Below are 17,225 nucleotides of genomic sequence, written 5' to 3'. Positions count from 1 at the left end.
CCGTTTTTGCAGCAAGTCCATTTCAGCCAAATATTAGGAGCAAGAATATCATAGGAGGCAAGAAAATGAAATGTAGAATATTACCCGAGTTAGCAAAAGTTGCTACAAGCGGCGATTACCTGGATCTTAAGAATATACCCAAGGGTGTAGGTGACGCAGAGACGCTGGAAGGTAAACACGCCAGTGATTTTGCCCCGGTCGCCCATAGCCATAAGAAAGCAGAGATTACTGATTTTCCTGTGCTTGCTGACATCGCAGTGTCAGGCGACTATAATGATTTGCGCAACAAACCTTCTTCGCTGCCGGCCAATGGCGGTAATGCCGATATGCTGAACGGCAAACATGACACTGACTTTGCCACTGCTGAACACACCCATACTAAAACGCACATTATTGATTTTGCCCATACCCATACTCCACAGGAAGCGGGAGCCGCGCCTGCCAGGCATACGCACACCAAAGAGGACCTTCCTGCGTTCTCGGACGTTGCATTAACCGGTGATTATCATGATCTGAAAAATACGCCGGCAGCGCTTCCTGCTAATGGCGGCAATGCTGAAACCGTCGGGGGCAAGAGGGGTGAGGAAATCGCAACGATCGATCAACTGTTCAGTGAAGGAGAGTTTCATCCTTACATCGTTGCCTGGGATGCCATTCCAGATCCGGAAAACTTAGCCGTGAACTTTCCTTTTCTGGTTGCCATGTTTCCCACACTGACAGCCATTCCCTTACGGGTGGAAATCCAGCCCTGGTCGAAAACTTTTGAAGCTTCAAACATTACGGATGTCTGGCTGGAGCGTTCAGGAAATCTCTTTTATGAAAAGCGTGCAGCCGGTCAGGAGGATTCTTTGCCCCGTTATAGCGATAAGCTGCATTTGTGCCGGATTGCAGCCGGAGCAGAAAAAGTAACGGAGATTTATGCCAGGGGCACACGGTATGCAGTTAAAGCCCAAGAAACGAAAGTACCCTTTACAATAGATTTGTTTAAAGACCGGTATATCATACCGGAAGCCAGTCATACCTGGTCAGCTGCCGATCAGAAGAGAGGCGACGTCGTTTTGACTTCCACAGGGGATTTATGGAGAGTTGTTACTTCAGGCATGCTGGACAATAAAGAACCGGAAGTGCAAGTTGATGCAGAAGTAAAGTCAGGGACGGCAGTATTGCGCTATGCCGGATGCCAAGGCTATGAAGGGGCATGGCGGCAATCACCGGCAACTGGTATAGAATGGCGTTCAGGTAGTATGGCGTGTGGTTTAATGGCAGCTAAATTTCCGATAGAAGCCGGGCAGTATATACGGACTGCTATAAAGCATTGCATCCGCTTGTGGGTAGCAGGAAAAGCCTATCAGGTTGGAATGAAAGTAGCCGGACCGAATACGAAAGGACGGGTGTGGGAGTGCCGGCATGCCGGTATTGCCGGAGATACCGCTGTATTTTCAGAGAATGCCGTATTAGGAGACACATGCCAGGATCATGACATCCTATGGAAATGCGTGGGTGAGTATCATGGAACAGCGCAGTGGTTTTGGAAAGACAGCAGCCCTGATTTTCGTACAACGCGCGACGAGAGTGCTCATGATTCTTATGCGGCACGCTTGGTGTGGGCCATTGATCAATATTTGTCAGCCACGAATGATAGCAAATGGCTGGGATTTCCATCTCCTCATGAAGAGTATACGTATGGACAGGTCATTAAAGAGATCATTCAGCAAAATTTAACATCGCAGCTGGATCGGGGATTAACAAAAGCTTTCCAGAATGATCAGCATCCAAGCGGCGAGGAATATGCAGCAAGGTATTTGATGAATAACTGTGAAAGTTATGCCGGACTGGTAAGCGCTATCAATATATTTTCTAACTATCTGAAGGACAAAGCTTATGCGGATACCTTACTTCCAATAAAGGATGAGCTGCTTGCCGTCTTAGGCACAATATATGATGAATATGAAGGCTGCTATAAATATGAAGTAAATGCAGAAATGGATGAAAATCTGAAACCGGCACCGTTTCATCCGTGGATCATGACGCAGTTATGGCCGGCCTTGTGGTCTGTACCTTTGGATGCAAAAGACTATGCCAGAGCCGTTCGATGGGCCAACGAGCAGTTTCCGGAGTGGTGGTCCAGAAATGATATTGCGAATGCTCCATCTCTGGGAGCGCATCTGGGTTATGCCTATTACGTCAACAGCGTATCTGTGCTGCTTGACATACTCAAACGCGTGGAAGAACATCATCTGTTCTATGCTTCACCGGTTATGACGGTCTCAGATGCTGCCTGCTTCTTCAGCCTGGCTGATTTGGCTTTAAAGAAGGGCGGAGACGGCGGCAGAGGAAAACTGCCTGATATTATTCAAGAGTCACAGGGAGCGGTTGATGAAGGAAAAATTGCTGCCCTGAATTCCCAAGGGAAACTCTCATACTCTCTTTTGCCTGCAACACTTGCATACTATGAAAATATTGGATATATGAAAGCCGATATTACATTGAAGGCCGGCTTACGGGTCAAGACGTTAGGCAGAGAAACCGTTCATGACGGAGGGGGCGCTTTATACCGAATAGCAGGCACTGACGAAGGAAAAGCTTGGGCAATCCGGCTTGACAATAGTCTGTTTGCTCTTATTGACAATAGAGATTTTGTCTCTTACAAAATGTTCGGGGCCGCCCTTGATGGCACTACCGATGATGAAATAGCAATCAGTCAGGCTCATACCTATGCGAATGCCAATCATGTCCGGGTGGAACAGCACGGGGGAATTATCTATAAAGGTTCCCAAAATGCCATTTCTGTGATGACGGACGTTGATTTGTCCGGAAGCACAATCAAGATGACAGATGCAAATAATTCCCGATGGTATGTGGTGGGAGACAGCCGTGATGTTTATTATGCATATCCCGTGAGTGCCGAGCAGAAGGCGCAGCTTTTGGAAGGTTCATCGTATTTTGAAATGATCGATAACAGTCTGCCGGCCAATACGGTAATAAAACTGACCGAAGACCCTTATTGTGTACGAGACAACTACGGTGAATTATACAGTGTACCCAGAGAAGAATTATTAGTACACGATATGCACGGTATTTGTACAGGACCGCTGACAGCCGAATGGAGCAACGCGGGAGGAAATCCTGTTGTTGTCAACGGTGAAACCGTAACTTCCACCTTCGTCTTTACCTACACTTTTATACCGGAAAAGAGGCTTACCTTCATAGGGTGTGATGTAAGCATTGAAACTTCCAATGACGTCTATTTAAATCTATTAAACGTAAATCGGCACAATACGTTAATTAAGGATTTTACAATTCGTCCCCATAGGAATTCTTTACGAAACAGCGTGTTTAAAAATGCTATATTCTATATTTGGGACTCTTACAATGTTGATATTCAAAATGTTAATGGTTTCAACACTGCTGGACGTGATACCAACTGGCAGACAAAAGGAACGTCCGGTTACTTTTTGCGCATGAGAAACTGCATGGGTGTACGGGTTCATGGCTGCAGGATCAATGGATACTGGGGAGCAACGGCTATGGAGTGTGTAAAAGATATTCATTTTACGGCTTGTGAGATCAACAGAATTGACGTTCACCATTATTTCAGCAATTTGTTTATCGACCGGGTAATCTTCCATAATATTGGGGTTCAGATTGGTTCGGGTAATGGATTGGTGACAATTACTAACTGCACCTTCCATTATCAGAACGTATCCAGCATGACACATGGAAATAATATGATCGAGTTAAACAACACTTTTGGAAGACCATTTACCGGAACGATTATAGCAGAGAATATTCATATTGTCTCACATCAGTCGGTTCATGCCTTTTCCCTGGTATATGGTTTATTTCATCAAAATCCTGTTCCGCCAAAAGTCTTTGATTTTAAGCTCCCAGAACTACGATTCCGTAATATCACAGCTAAAATAATTGGAGGAAGAGCACTCTATTATATGCATTTCGAGGGAGCTTATCATGAAGAGCTGCATATGTTCAAATTAGCCAGCTTTCAGCAAATCACTACGAATGTGGATATTGTGTGGGCGGCAGTTTTTGAAGAAAATACCGGATTAACGACAAGCTTTACCGGCAGTGAAGCAAAGATAAGCCTGCTTAATTGCCCGCCAACTGATACGACCACCCAAAATTGGTTTGGCAAGGCAAGTAATCCCAGTCCGACGGTTTCTATCCTTGGATAAAGAAGACTTGATTCAGGTGGAGTTTTAACTCCATCTGAATCTTAGCCGCACTTATCCAGGGACTTAGTCGCTCTTAACTCCCACTTGGAGAAGATGGGAGTCTTAGAGCGACTTGGTCATCGGAACGTAAGGCATCTCTTATTTGGGGGTGGGAGCTTGGGAGAAAAAGAATTTGAGAGAGAACTATCTGACCGATTAATCAGACTTGAAACTAAGATGGATATTGTACTTGCACAGTGCCCGCCATGTCAGGCGCGCATTCAGGCTCATGAGATCGCTTTGGCAAAGGCTGATGAGTCTACAAAATCAGCGCATAAACGAATTGATAACGTATACCGTACAGCCGGGTACATCTCGGCTGGAATAGGTTTTATTTTGCAAGTAATTGCGTTTATTATTCAACGGGGAGGACGTTAGATGTTATCAACAACAGAATCACAAATCTTCGCATGGGCCGCCGGGGTTATCCTGGCGGTTAATGTTTTGGCCGTTGTCCTGCATTTTTTGTATAAGGCACTATCAGACAGTCCGCTGCGTGATTTTATCCGCAGTGTAATTTTTGAACTGGACCGCTTGGCTGACAATATGGAGAACTCAGAAAAGCGCCGGGCGGCCATTCAGCAAATCTGCGAGATTTTGGGCTGGCGGAAAGTTTTGATACCCGCGGTTCTTGTTGGCTGGATCATTGATGCTGAGGTTGCGGCTATTCGACGTATGCAGCAGTCAGCGAATACGCCGGACTTTCATGAGGAGGATCAATAGGATGGCTAAAATATTGATTAATCCCGGACATGCACCAGGTATTGATCCTGGTGCAGTTAACCAGCGCACACAGCTGCAGGAGGCTGATGTTGTAAGAACGATCGGCCAGCACGTTAGTGATCTTTTAGGGCAGGTGGGCTATGCAACGTGTGTAGTGCAAAATGACAGTCTGTCCTATATCTGCGATCAAGCCAATCAGTGGGGCGCAGACTTGTTTATATCCATCCATTGCAACAGTGCTGCAAATCTCATGGCAAGGGGCACGGAAACCTACTATATGGATAGAAGTGTACAAGGATGCAAGCTGGCGAGTTGTATTCAACAGCAACTGGTTGATGCGAGTGGATTTATTGACAGGGGCATTAAAACAGCAAATTTTTATGTCCTAAAGAATACGGATGCACCTGCGGCTTTAGTAGAAATAGCCTTTATTTCCAATGATGAAGAGGCAGGCTGTTTGGGAGATGCTGCGCTTCAGTATGAATATGCCAGAGCTATAGCTCGTGGCATTAGTGATTATTGGAGATAGCAGACTCCCTTTGTGCACGTATAATAGGACTTAGTTCATGGCTGCGCATATTTTTAACTGCAAAGATCACTTCAAAGCTTTGTTGTCGAAGCATGAGCCCTCGGCTGACGTTAACGTTCAGCTGAGGGCTTTTTTTATCTATCTTCAGTTTTAGCGATACGCAAAATAATAATTATTAAATAATTAAAAACACTAAAATATATTGACTATTTCCTACTAGGATAGTATGATATAAATACAAAACAGATAATCAAAGGAGGTTTCTAAGATGAAACAGGTAGAATTAAAATATGGGTTTGAGGCATTGGAGCCTCATATTGATGAACTTACCATGAGGACGCATTATACCAAGCATCATGCGGCTTATACCAATAATTTTAATGTGGCGTTGGAAAAAGTCCCAGAGCTATCCGGCAAGACCGTAGAGGAAATTTTGGCAAATCTGCCTGCTATTTCTGATGCGACGCTGCGAGCTGCTATCCAGAATAATGGAGGCGGATACTATAATCACAATCTCTATTTTACAATCATGTCACCCGAAGGTGGCACAGAGCCGACAGGGCTCCTGGCAAAACAAATCGAGAAAGAATTCGGAAGTTTTGCTGGTTTTAAAGAAAAAATAAAATCTGCAGCTATTGGCCGATTTGGTTCAGGATGGGCGTGGCTTTCCACCGATTCTGCAGGAAATCTTGCAATCAGCTCTACTCCCAATCAAGACAATCCTCTTATGGAACCAGGCAGCAAATGGATACCCATTCTCGCTATTGATGTATGGGAGCATGCTTATTATTTAAAGTACAAAAACCTGCGTCCCGATTATATCGAAGGTTTCTTTCAAGTAATTGATTGGAAAGAGGTGGCTAGATTATACGAAGCGTCGATTACATAATGGTTTTGAGAACAAATGAATAACACGATTCAAGAAATTGTGAGGCTCCGGTGCTTTTGTTGAGCACGGAGTCTTGTTTTTACGATCAATCCTATGTGATGGTATAATAAATTGGCAAGAGCAGACACTAAAAGGGTCTGCTTTGTGTTGGTATATAAGGCAAGTTAAAAAAGCATAGAATATCTATTGTTGTTATATAAAAGGAAAACGAGTACATTGCGTCATTTAAAACATTGGATAAGTTTGCAAGACTGCAAAATTGCCATTGGCTTTTAGGTGACGGAATGTACTAGAATACCAAAAGAAGAAAAGGAGAAATGATGACAAAGATGGAAACAGGATGGAATCTAGACAACAGTTATACCCATCTGCCAGAATCATTTTTTACCAGACAGAGCCCAACCGCTGTACGTTCGCCGAAATTGATCATTCTCAATGATCCACTGGCAGCAACCCTGGGGTTGAATGTCCAGGTGCTGCAAAGCAAAGAGGGCGTTGCGGTGCTCGCTGGCAACCAGATTCCTAAAGGCGCTTTGCCTCTTGCTCAAGCGTATGCGGGGCATCAATTTGGCAACTTTACCATGCTAGGGGACGGCCGGGCTGTGCTGCTTGGTGAGCAGATCACTCCCCTGGGAGCGCGATTTGATATTCAGCTCAAGGGTTCAGGCAGAACGCCATACTCCCGTCGTGGCGATGGTCGAGCGGCACTGGGACCTATGCTCCGCGAATACATCATCAGCGAAGCAATGCATGCACTTGATATTGCAACCACCCGCAGCCTAGCGGTGGTGACAAGCGGTGAGTCAGTAATCCGCGAAAGCGAACAGCCCGGTGCCATTCTGACTCGCGTGGCTGCCAGTCATCTGCGTGTCGGTACCTTTCAATACATTTCGGAATGGGGAACGGTTGAAGATCTCCGATCTCTGGCCGATTATACCTTGCAACGACATTTTCCGGGTGCTGACGCTGCTGAGAATCCCTACCTTTTCCTCCTGCAGGAAGTGATCAAGCGTCAGGCAGCATTGATTGCCAAATGGCAGTTGGTTGGCTTTATACACGGAGTGATGAATACGGACAACATGGCCCTGAGTGGCGAAACGATTGATTATGGTCCTTGCGCCTTCATGGACGCCTATGACCCGGGAACGGTATTCAGTTCCATTGACATGAGAGGCCGCTATGCCTATGGCAATCAGCCGCATATTGCCGGGTGGAATCTCGCAAGATTTGCTGAAACCCTATTACCGCTGCTGCATGCCAATGGGGAGCAGGCTGTCAAAATAGCTCAGGACGCAATTTCAGAGTTTAGTGACTTATATCACTATAATTGGCTCGCGGGAATGAGGGCAAAACTGGGACTATTTAATGAAGAATTACAGGATGAATCCCTTATTGAAGACCTTCTCAATATGATGCATAAGTATCGTGGGGATTATACTAATACTTTCCGCGCATTAACTTTTGATGCTCCAAAGGATATGGAACTATTTGGAACCACAGAATTTGCTCAGTGGCATGAGCGGTGGCAGGCAAGACTAGGCAGGCAGCAGGAAGCGAAAGCAGCTTCGAATCAATTGATGCGAAACAGCAATCCTGGGATAATCCCTCGCAACCACCGTGTAGAAGCCGCACTAGAAGCCGCAGTGCAAGGTGATTACAGCGTGATGGAGCGGCTTCTTGCTGTTCTTTCAACCCCCTACGCCCACTCCCCCGAACAGGCTGATTATTCCACACTGCCTGGGCCATCTGCTTATCCTTATCGAACCTTTTGCGGTACTTGATATAAAAGCATAAGAATGGTTCATGTTATCCCTCACTTGAGAAGAATGATTTTAGTTTACCTTAGATTCTTTTACTTTCTTCAACAGCATTAGAGCAAAAGAGAAATCTTGTGACCAACTCCTGCAAAGTTGCTTAGCTTTGCAGGAGTTGGTCATTGTTATACAAAATAAAGACAGGCTGGCTTAAGCCACCCTGAATCAGTAAAAAGTTGCTGAATTATCATCAGCTTCGAAAATGTTACTACTTGATAAGGAGAGTGAGCATTATATTCAAGCTTCCCTGGACAAACTATTTAAAGATCCTACCACCATTATAGTAGCCCATAGGCTCAGCACATCTGTAATGCGGATGATAATGGTATGCAAGAGCAAGGAATTATAAAGAGTTGTAAGTGCAAAAAAAAGTTCTGTATGCTAAATATTAAATATGCAATTTAAAGGGATTGATGAAATGATTGATGAAAGGGACAAAAAGACAGTCTCGTTATTTTAAAAAGATAACAATAGCTGATGCTGGATAGGAGTCGAAAATATGATATCTCACTCTAAAATACGACGAACAGGGGCCGTTTTCAGGCTGTTTGCAGGATTTCTCACGGAGATTGCCTGGTATAATTTTCTGCGTAAAATATATGGGCCTAAAATAGAGGTCCGACTACCTGAACTTTATCGTAATCAGGCCATTCGTTTTCGGGAGACTGCTTTAGTTCTACAGGGATTAATGATAAAAGTAGGGCAGTTCTTCAGTACCCGTATTGATGTACTTCCTGTGGAATATATTTCAGAATTGGCTCTGCTGCAAGATCAAGTGCCGCCTGTGAGCAGTAACCAAATCAAAGAAGTGATTGGGTTAGAACTTGGAGGCAAGGTGGAAGAGATATTTGCCGAGTTTGATGATAATCACATCGCGGCAGCATCCTTTGGACAGGTACACCAAGCTGTTTTGCTGTCTGGAGAAGTGGTGGCGGTCAAAGTACTAAGACCATCGATTGAGAAGATTATTGAAATCGATCTCACTGCCTTTCGAACCGTGATCTGGATGTTAAAGGTCTTTACTAAATGGGAGCAGTATGCGGATTTTGATGCCATCTATGCTGAATTTAGTGCTACCATTCGCGAAGAACTTGACTATCGGCAGGAACTGGCTAATCTTGAACGGTTCCGGACAAATTTTCAAGGCGATCCAATGATTTCTGTGCCAGCTGTTTATCCGACATATTCAAGGCAGCGAGTGTTGACACTAGAGTTCGTCTCGGGGTACAAGGTGACAGATCGTGCTGGTTTGTTAGCAGCAGGACTTAACCCAAAAACCGTGGCGGGAAATTTAGTCGATTCCTACCTTAAACAAGCTTTAATACACGGGTTTTACCATGCCGACCCTCACCCAGGTAACTTGTTTGTGAGGCCAGATGGTGGCATTATTTTTATTGATTTTGGCATGGTGGGCAGGATTACAGACCATAACAAAAAGGCTGTCCGTAAATTGATTGGTGGAGTAATCAACAGTAATGCTGAAGAAGTGTCCCATGCTTTGCAAGAATTGGGATTTATTAAGCCAGCTGCCAATCTCTTAAGTTTGCAAAAGGCAATAGCCTTGTTATTGGTTGGTTTGCAGGATATGCAGTTGGAAGAACTAGGAAAACTAAAAATTGATGGGCTTTTAGAAGAATTACGTGAGTTCATTTATTCTCAGCCCTTTCAAATTCCCGTACATTATACTTTTTTGGGTAGAGCTGTGGGGACCCTTTCAGGGATTGCCACAGGGCTAGATCCTAACATGAACATTTTGGCAGTGATAAAACCTTATGCAAAACAGGTTCTTGGTCAAGACTTTTCACCTTTGCAATTGATTTGGCAGAAAGCCAAAAAAGTAGTTTTGGCAGGGGTGGAGGTTCCGCCCTTACTGGAGCAGACTTTAAGAGATCTTCGTGCTGGGGATGTCCAAGTCAAGGTGGAAATGGGACCTGTTTTGAGACAGTTGCGGTTTCAGGAGACTTTAGCAAATCGACTAGTGTGGACTATTTTATTGACAGGCACAGGGATTGGAGCGGCTGTGCTTTGGAGTAGCGAGCAAAAAGACGTAGCCATTTCATTACTATATATTATGGGGGCTTTTGCCTTGCTATTGGTAAATAATCTTTACAAACGGGCTGAAAAAGTACTGCGCTGGCATCGTCATTCTCGTCGGTGATGGTGCTAGAGATATAATAGCAAAAAGGTGACAGAAAGGAGGATAGATAAACCTTGAAAGATAAAATTGTAGTAGTAGGCGGATATGGTCAAGTTGGACAAATTATCTGCAAAGATCTTGGAGAACGATTTCCTGGAAAAATTTTTGCTGCCGGCAGAAGCTATGATAAAGCTAAACAATTTTGTTTAAAAACAAATAGCAAGGTTTTACCATTGCAAATGGATGTGCATGAAAATAAACTATCTAAAGATTTCTTTCAAGAAGTATTTCTTGTGGTAATGTGCTTAGACCAACAGAGTCCTAGATTTATGGAAAGGTGTTTAAAAGAAAAGATTCATTATATCGATATCTCAGCTTCTCATGAATTTTTATTGAAAGTAAGAAGTATGAGTTCCGGAATGTCATCAATAGAATCTACTGCTGTGCTTAGTGTAGGTTTAGCTCCAGGGGTGACAAATATGCTGGTGAAACATAGCTTACAGTATTTGGGACAAGTTCATTCTGCTAATATCTACCTTATGTTAGGGTTAGGAGAAAAACACGGCAGGGCAGCGATTGAATGGATGATCGATAACATGAATGCAGTGTTCTTTATAAGGGATAAAGGCGTTAAGAAGCAGGTAAGAAGTTTTGAAGACGAAAGAAAAATAATCTTCCCTGACGGACTTGGTCAAAGAAGTACTTACCGATTTAATTTTACGGATCAACATGTTCTACCTGAAACTCTAGGAATTCCGTCTGTATCGACAAGAATCTGTTTTGACTCAGCAATGATTACCAATCTAATCGCTCTATTGAAAAAAATAGGTGTTCTATCTTTGCTGCATCAACCAATTTTTCGCAGGCAGGTTATTAAATTGTTTGAGAAGCTTAATTTAGGCTCAGATATATACGTAGCTAAAGTGATTTCAGAAGGAATCATTAAGGAACAAGCAATTCGTTACGAATGTTCTATTTATGGAGAAAAAGAGTCTTATATTACAGGAAAAGTTGCTGCTTTTGTTGCTAAACGTATTTACGCGAAACAGTATCCTCCAGGCATTTTTCATATTGAAGAATTGTTTCAATGGGAAGACTTGTTTGATGAACTCCAGACTTTCATTCATTTCGAGGAGTATAAAAGTGATACAAATGAGATTTATCACTTACAACAATGAGCATATGCTCTTACTCAAAATCCCGAATCCCTTTTAGTTTAAAATAATAATGACAAAATCCTGCAAAAATATACCCTATAGGGTGCATTTTGCAGGATTTTGTATTTTTATGGTAAATAGAATAGAACTATATGCTGAAAGTGCTTAGTGTTGATGATGGCAGCTGCTAATAAAAGGAATTGTTTCAATTTCATAAGCTGAGGAGCCCCAAGTCTGGGCAGAACAGATGATTGATTTAAGCAACGAGTTAGGAATTAAAATAGTAGGTGAGCCATCACTTCATCGTATATACAAATAATGTTAATGTATAATGGCAGGGAAAAAAGGGGTAGCTAACGAAACCATATATATTATGTAAAAGATGATTTTTTCTGTATTATGGGAGGAAACAATGCTTGAATTTTTCAATGAAATAGGAATCAGAATCGCAAACGGCGGCTTTAAAACGCATTTGGCAGTTTTCTTCATTAGTTTAGCGTTAGGCATCATTATACTCCGGTTGGGGTTTTCTAAACTGCTCGAAATAATCGCAGCAAAAACAAAAATCTCTTATCCCTTGCTGCAGCAAACCTTTAAGGGAATACCTACGTTGTTGGGCATTCTCATTGGCATTTACGCTGCCATGGAAATACTTACAATTCCGCCGCAGCCGCTACTATTTCTCCAAAGGTTATTCCGCGCTAATGTCATTTTGTGCCTGACCCTCATGGTCGCGCATCTGGGCTCAGGCTATCTTAAACATAAGCTCGGGAAAACATCCAAAAACTATGCTTCCACTTCGATCATAGCTACAGCAATCGACCTGACCGTTTACGCCATTGGCATATTGATTTTGCTTGAATCTTTTGGAGTTTCGATTTCTCCGTTGATCACCGCTTTGGGCGTTGGCGGCTTGGCTACAGCTTTGGCGCTGCAGGACACTTTGGCGAATTTATTTTCCGGCATCAACATTCTGGTGTCCAAACAAATCAAGATGGGTGACTTTGTTAAACTGTCGACTGGTGAAGAAGGCCATGTAGTGGACATGAACTGGCGTAATACCACAATAAAAACTCCCACTGAGAATATGGCGGTCGTACCCAACAAAACAATTGCTTCCTCTATAATCACTAATTATGCTCAGCCGTTTGCTGAATGTTCTATCTCCATCCCTTTAGGAGTTAGTTATGAAAGTGATTTGGATCATGTGGAAAAAGTTACTTGCATGGTGGCTAAAGAAATTCTTCAAGAAACCGAGGGCGGCATCAAAAATTTTGAACCGTTTATCCGATACGGTGGTTTCGGCGGGACCAGTATTAACTTCAATGTTATCTTGCGGATAAAGGCCGTAACGGATCAGCAGCTCATCTGCCACGAATTCATCAAGAGAATTTATGCGCGTTACAAACAAGAAGGAATAATCATTCAGTTACCGAAGTGAACGGCCAATTTGAAGCAGATAATGCTGCTGGAGGGATTAGGCCTATTGAAATTTAGGGATTGACTTTAATTAACTAGTCTTTGTCCCTTTAGTTAAACATGCTAGTGTTTCAGCAGTAGACATAACGCTTGCCACCCCAGTATTCTTCATGGTAGTGACCAATATCAAATCGACTCTCTTCTATTGCAGATCTACTTGATGGAGCATGAATCATTACACCATTTCCCACACACATTCCTACATGGTGAATGTTGCCTTTACCGCCTTCACTTGCAAAAAAAACGAGATCACCGGGCAGAAGATCCTTTTCCTCAATCGGGATACCTTCTTGCGATTGCTGTTTAGAGTTGCGGTAAAGAGATATGCCTTGGGACTGATATAATCGAAAGGTATATCCAGAGCAATCAAACCCATAACAGGAAGTGCCGCCCCACAAATAGCGCAACCCTAAAAATTGCCTGGCTTGTGCCACAATACATTCTCTAGAAAAGAAAAGCTCAGCGACTTTTTTTGTTTCTAATCGAGAGACATGACCTGTGCCGCCGTCTGGTAGGCGAACTTTAAAAACAGATTCCCTTTCTAAAAGGATGGGCAATCGAACTTGGAAACTGAGCTCGTTAATGGGCTGGGTCCAACAAGTTGTATCCCAAAATAACGCTGTCTTTGGGACAGATACTACAGCCTGTGGTAAACAGGATTGCTCTACGAGATAAGCACTATTATAGCTGATCTGGTTTTCCGGCACCCAGCCGGCTTGACCCCATTTATTATCTTTGGTGCGTTGGGCTACTGCGGCTACTTGCAGCCAGTTTTTTTGTCCATCTAGTATTGCGACTCTTTCGCCGTATATTGCCATGGTATTTACTCTATTAACTAGCCACAGTCTTTGTTGTACATCCAAGCTTTGTGACCATGACGTAGGATTGGCAGCAGCAGCTAAGCTGATCTTTCGATATTGAACATCTGGATTAGACCAAAAGATAGCCAATGGTACATTGATAGCACCAAAGACCACCTGCCTTACATGTTGTTCCATCTTGTCACTTTCCTTTGATATAGAATTGAATTAGTCTATAAGACTTCATACGAGTCTTCCTATTTAATTCTCATTTATATAGACTATATTCATAATATGCATACTCTTCGTGAAAGGAGCAGGATTTAGCAATTATGGAAAGAGAGTTTTAAAGAGAGCAAATTAAATTTATTGACAGGTTTTTCTAAAAAAATTATAATCATGTTAAGAGATACAGAATTGAAACTGTGTAACTGGCTATAACATTCTTTTTATCCGTATTTTTAGGTATACCGGTATTCCGGTATTCCGTGTTGCTGATATTTGTTTTGAAAGTAGAATATCGTGCCAGATGCGATTTAAAAATAAAACGAACAATATATAGGGGAAACGAGATGAAAAATTTTTTTGTAGAAACGCCGTTAAAGAAATTTGCTGAAGATTCGTCTGACGCTCTTTATATGCAAATTGTAAGTCGCATTCAGCAGCTTATGCGCGAAGGTCATTTGAAAGAAGGCGACAAATTACCTTCAGAGAGAGAATTAGCTGAAATGTTTGATGTCAGTCGTGTGCCGGTAAGAGAAGCTTTAAAAGTATTGGAGTTTTTAGGCGCTATTCAGTACATACGCGGGGAAGGTGTGTTTGTAAAAAAAATTGAAATGAAACGTATTTTGCATGCTCTTGATTTTTTTATGACTGATCCGACTGATCAGTTAATAAATTTATTTGAAGCGCGTGAAGCTTTTGAAATTCAGGCTGTCCGATTAGCTGCAGAGCGAAGGAATGAGGCTGATATTGAAGCGATACAACAAGCCTTGTTGGAAATGGAATTTCTAATTTCCGTTGGGAAACCAGTTTGTGATGTGTCAACTAAATTTCATACGGCTGTCATTGCGGCTGCTCACAATGAAGTTATTAGCGAGGTCAATGAATTTTTATCCGATCTGTTGACTTATTCACGGCAAAAATCTTTAAGCGATGTTAGAAGGCATACAGAATCTCTACGATATCATCAACTCATTTTACAGTATATTATTGAAAAAAATGCGCAAGCGGCAGTTTGTGTTATGCAAGAGCATTTAAACAATGCTAAGATTGCGATTCAAAAAATGATTCATTCTGAGTAAAAATCTCTTTGCTTTACAGAATATGAAATTGATGGTTGTTTTTACTGGTATACCGGAATACCAATAAAATCATTTGGTGAATTTTCAAACACCAATCAAAATAGATGAGTTAAGTGGTTCTAATACTATTGAAAGGAGAACGCTTCAATATCAACACATTAATGGAGGGATGTACATGGGTATTATCATTACAATTTTAGTGGTTGCTTGGGTTATTTATATGATTATAAAAAAACACTATCCACAAGCTGTTCTCTTGATTGCAGGTATTTTTCTGCTTCTTGCCGCCTATTTTATCGGCAGTAATCCTATACTTTCCGCTAAAGAATCTTCTGGCTCCGCTTTGCTAGATATTTTCCATACGATTAAGGTATTGCTTAGTTCCCGCGTTGCCGGTCTTGGACTTACTATCATGTCAATAGCAGGCTTTGCAAAATATATGGAATATATCGGGGCAAGTAAATCTTTATTTGCTGTGGTTGCTTCTCCTCTCAGACATATTAAATCTCCTTATATTCTTCTTGTTCTTAGTTTTTATATGAGTCAGTTTTTGGTATTGTTTATTCCAAGTCATGCTGGATTGGCGTTGTTACTTATGGTAACGCTGTATCCCATTCTTATAAGAACAGGCGTTAGCAAATTATCTGCGCTTGGTGTAATTGGGTGTGCACAATACATGGATGTTGGTCCTGGTTCGGGCAATGCGATTCTTGCAGCTAATATCTGTAAGGTAGACCCGGCAGTTTATTTTGTTGAGTATCAACTACCAATATTCGTTACAACAACTTTGATTCTTGGTGTTGTACATTACTATGCACAAAAATGGTGGGATAAAAAAGAGGGTTTTGTTGGTTATGATAATTCTGCTGATTTTGTTAAAGAAGACGAAAGCCGTCCTCCTTTGATCTATGCTGTTCTTCCAATTATCCCGATGATATTTATTCTGGGTTTCAGTCCTATTTTTAAAAGTAAAATTCAAATGGATGTCGTTACTGCAATGTTTTTAAGCACTTTCATCAGTATGATTTTCGAATATGCAAGAACTAAAGATTTTCGAACTACTTTGCAGAGCTTAAAATATTTATATGAAGGAATGGGAAATAGTTTTGCAACGGTAGTGAGTTTAATAGTAGCAGGTGAAGTATTTGCTGCTGGATTAATGAAGATTGGTGCTGTAGATCTTGTGACTGCGAGTGCTCAAAATCTTGGTTTGGGCGTTCATGCCTTAATCATTCTTTTCTGTATAGTAATTGCTTGCTGCGCATTTTTAATGGGGTCAGGTAACGCGGCGTTCTTTTCCTTTGCTGCCCTTGCTCCTAAGATTGCAGCAGCATTAAAAATTGATGTTGTTACTCTCTTGCTGCCAATGCAAATTATGACAAGTTTTGGGCGTGTCGTGTCACCAATTACTGCAGCAATTGTTGCTATAGCTGGTGTTGCAGGGGTATCACCTGTTCAAGTGGTAAAAAGAACTGCAATTCCTATGGCAGTGGCTGTACTTATCAATGTGGCATTTATAGTAATGAAATAATAAGGAGCTGTTTTATTATGAAATGTGCAAAATGTACTCATAGAAAATGTTATTTAGAAGGTCAAAATTGCACTAAGATTGGCCTTGCGGATGTTAAAAAAGCCTATGTGGGCGATAAACTCGATATTATGAAGGCTGCCGCCTGTACAGAAGGACGTTTTTATAACAACCTTACTCGTTTGGAGGAAACTGTTGAATTTTGTAAACTCATGGGGTATAAAAAAATTGGTATGGCGTTTTGTATCGGTCTTAACCAAGAGGCAAAATTAATTGAAGAGTATTTCTCTAAATTTTTTGAAGTCTATTCGGTTTGCTGTAAAGTTTGCGGTATTGCCAAGGAAAATCTTGATTTGGAACAACTGAAAGAGGGTGCGCGAGAAACCATGTGCAATCCTATTATGCAAGCTAAAGTGCTTAAGGATAAAGGGATTGAATTTTGTGTTACCATCGGTTTGTGTGTAGGCCATGACGCATTGTTTACTGGTGCCAGTACTGTGCCTACATCCTGTCTGGTTGCCAAAGACAGAGTACTCGCCCATAATCCATTAGGTGCTGTATATTCCCGCTATTGGCGCAGAAAGTTAGGTATTAATCCTAGTGATCAGGTTTAAGTATAAATTGTGAAGGTGG

General features: G+C 42.1%; 13 protein-coding genes. 12 read left to right on the top strand and 1 reads right to left on the bottom strand.

Annotated features, from left to right (window positions below; all coding sequences use genetic code 11):
* The first annotated feature begins 65 nt into the window (after positions 1-65).
* The 9 genes from JBW_RS18130 (at position 66) to JBW_RS25840 (ending at position 12,922) form a co-directional block, all read left to right on the top strand.
* Complete coding sequence (locus JBW_RS18130) at positions 66-4,193, top strand: hypothetical protein (RefSeq protein ID WP_007960554.1); 4,128 nt, start codon at positions 66-68, stop codon at positions 4,191-4,193.
* Positions 4,194-4,349: 156 nt separating this feature from the next.
* On the top strand, positions 4,350-4,610 hold the full coding sequence (locus tag JBW_RS18125) for a hypothetical protein (protein WP_007960558.1): 261 nt from the start codon (positions 4,350-4,352) through the stop codon (positions 4,608-4,610).
* Positions 4,611-4,955, top strand: coding sequence for a hypothetical protein (locus tag JBW_RS18120; protein ID WP_007960559.1), 345 nt, complete (start codon positions 4,611-4,613; stop codon positions 4,953-4,955). It begins immediately after the preceding gene.
* A 1-nt stretch (position 4,956) separates the two neighbouring features.
* Complete coding sequence (locus JBW_RS18115; protein WP_007960561.1) at positions 4,957-5,484, top strand: N-acetylmuramoyl-L-alanine amidase family protein; 528 nt, start codon at positions 4,957-4,959, stop codon at positions 5,482-5,484.
* A gap of 268 nt (positions 5,485-5,752) precedes the next feature.
* Entirely contained in the window at positions 5,753-6,373 is a 621-nt protein-coding gene (locus JBW_RS18110) for a superoxide dismutase (RefSeq protein ID WP_007960562.1), read from the top strand.
* A gap of 317 nt (positions 6,374-6,690) precedes the next feature.
* Complete coding sequence (locus JBW_RS18105; protein WP_235333986.1) at positions 6,691-8,154, top strand: protein adenylyltransferase SelO; 1,464 nt, start codon at positions 6,691-6,693, stop codon at positions 8,152-8,154.
* Positions 8,155-8,686: 532 nt separating this feature from the next.
* Positions 8,687-10,345, top strand: coding sequence for an ABC1 kinase family protein (locus JBW_RS18100; RefSeq protein ID WP_007960566.1), 1,659 nt, complete (start codon positions 8,687-8,689; stop codon positions 10,343-10,345).
* A 53-nt stretch (positions 10,346-10,398) separates the two neighbouring features.
* Complete coding sequence (locus tag JBW_RS18095) at positions 10,399-11,502, top strand: saccharopine dehydrogenase family protein (RefSeq protein ID WP_007960568.1); 1,104 nt, start codon at positions 10,399-10,401, stop codon at positions 11,500-11,502.
* Between the two features lie 391 nt (positions 11,503-11,893).
* Complete coding sequence (locus JBW_RS25840) at positions 11,894-12,922, top strand: mechanosensitive ion channel family protein (RefSeq protein WP_007960570.1); 1,029 nt, start codon at positions 11,894-11,896, stop codon at positions 12,920-12,922.
* 109 nt (positions 12,923-13,031) lie between these two features.
* On the opposite strand, the gene JBW_RS18085 is transcribed toward JBW_RS25840, so the two are convergent.
* The gene (locus JBW_RS18085; RefSeq protein WP_007960571.1) at positions 13,032-13,958 is read right to left on the bottom strand and encodes a C40 family peptidase; all 927 of its coding nucleotides are present in this window, start codon (positions 13,956-13,958) and stop codon (positions 13,032-13,034) included.
* A gap of 374 nt (positions 13,959-14,332) precedes the next feature.
* Between JBW_RS18085 and JBW_RS18080 the strand changes: the two genes are divergently transcribed.
* From JBW_RS18080 to JBW_RS18070, 3 genes are all read left to right on the top strand, one after another.
* The gene (locus tag JBW_RS18080; protein WP_007960572.1) at positions 14,333-15,064 is read left to right on the top strand and encodes a FadR/GntR family transcriptional regulator; all 732 of its coding nucleotides are present in this window, start codon (positions 14,333-14,335) and stop codon (positions 15,062-15,064) included.
* Between the two features lie 175 nt (positions 15,065-15,239).
* Positions 15,240-16,595 (top strand): C4-dicarboxylate transporter DcuC, encoded by a 1,356-nt coding sequence (gene dcuC / locus JBW_RS18075; protein WP_007960573.1) that lies wholly within the window; start codon positions 15,240-15,242, stop codon positions 16,593-16,595.
* 17 nt (positions 16,596-16,612) lie between these two features.
* The gene (locus tag JBW_RS18070) at positions 16,613-17,206 is read left to right on the top strand and encodes a DUF1847 domain-containing protein (RefSeq protein ID WP_007960575.1); all 594 of its coding nucleotides are present in this window, start codon (positions 16,613-16,615) and stop codon (positions 17,204-17,206) included.
* Positions 17,207-17,225 lie beyond the last annotated feature (19 nt).

Origin of the sequence: Pelosinus fermentans JBW45, from assembly GCF_000271665.2 — a bacterium.
Classification (GTDB): Bacteria; Bacillota; Negativicutes; order DSM-13327; family DSM-13327; genus Pelosinus; species Pelosinus baikalensis.
The sequence above is the reverse complement of the archived record's forward strand: the minus strand, read 5'-3'. Positions and strand labels throughout refer to the sequence as shown.

Bases quoted from the DNA above. Each gene is read 5' to 3' on its own strand.
- JBW_RS25840 (WP_007960570.1), top strand. From the start codon at position 11,894: ATGCTTGAATTTTTCAATGAAATAGGAATCAGAATCGCAAACGGCGGC.
- JBW_RS18100 (WP_007960566.1), top strand. From the start codon at position 8,687: ATGATATCTCACTCTAAAATACGACGAACAGGGGCCGTTTTCAGGCTG.
- JBW_RS18085 (WP_007960571.1), bottom strand. From the start codon at position 13,958: ATGGAACAACATGTAAGGCAGGTGGTCTTTGGTGCTATCAATGTACCA.
- JBW_RS18080 (WP_007960572.1), top strand. From the start codon at position 14,333: ATGAAAAATTTTTTTGTAGAAACGCCGTTAAAGAAATTTGCTGAAGAT.
- JBW_RS18120 (WP_007960559.1), top strand. From the start codon at position 4,611: ATGTTATCAACAACAGAATCACAAATCTTCGCATGGGCCGCCGGGGTT.
- JBW_RS18130 (WP_007960554.1), top strand. From the start codon at position 66: ATGAAATGTAGAATATTACCCGAGTTAGCAAAAGTTGCTACAAGCGGC.
- JBW_RS18070 (WP_007960575.1), top strand. From the start codon at position 16,613: ATGAAATGTGCAAAATGTACTCATAGAAAATGTTATTTAGAAGGTCAA.
- JBW_RS18105 (WP_235333986.1), top strand. From the start codon at position 6,691: ATGATGACAAAGATGGAAACAGGATGGAATCTAGACAACAGTTATACC.
- JBW_RS18115 (WP_007960561.1), top strand. From the start codon at position 4,957: ATGGCTAAAATATTGATTAATCCCGGACATGCACCAGGTATTGATCCT.
- JBW_RS18110 (WP_007960562.1), top strand. From the start codon at position 5,753: ATGAAACAGGTAGAATTAAAATATGGGTTTGAGGCATTGGAGCCTCAT.
- dcuC (WP_007960573.1), top strand. From the start codon at position 15,240: ATGGGTATTATCATTACAATTTTAGTGGTTGCTTGGGTTATTTATATG.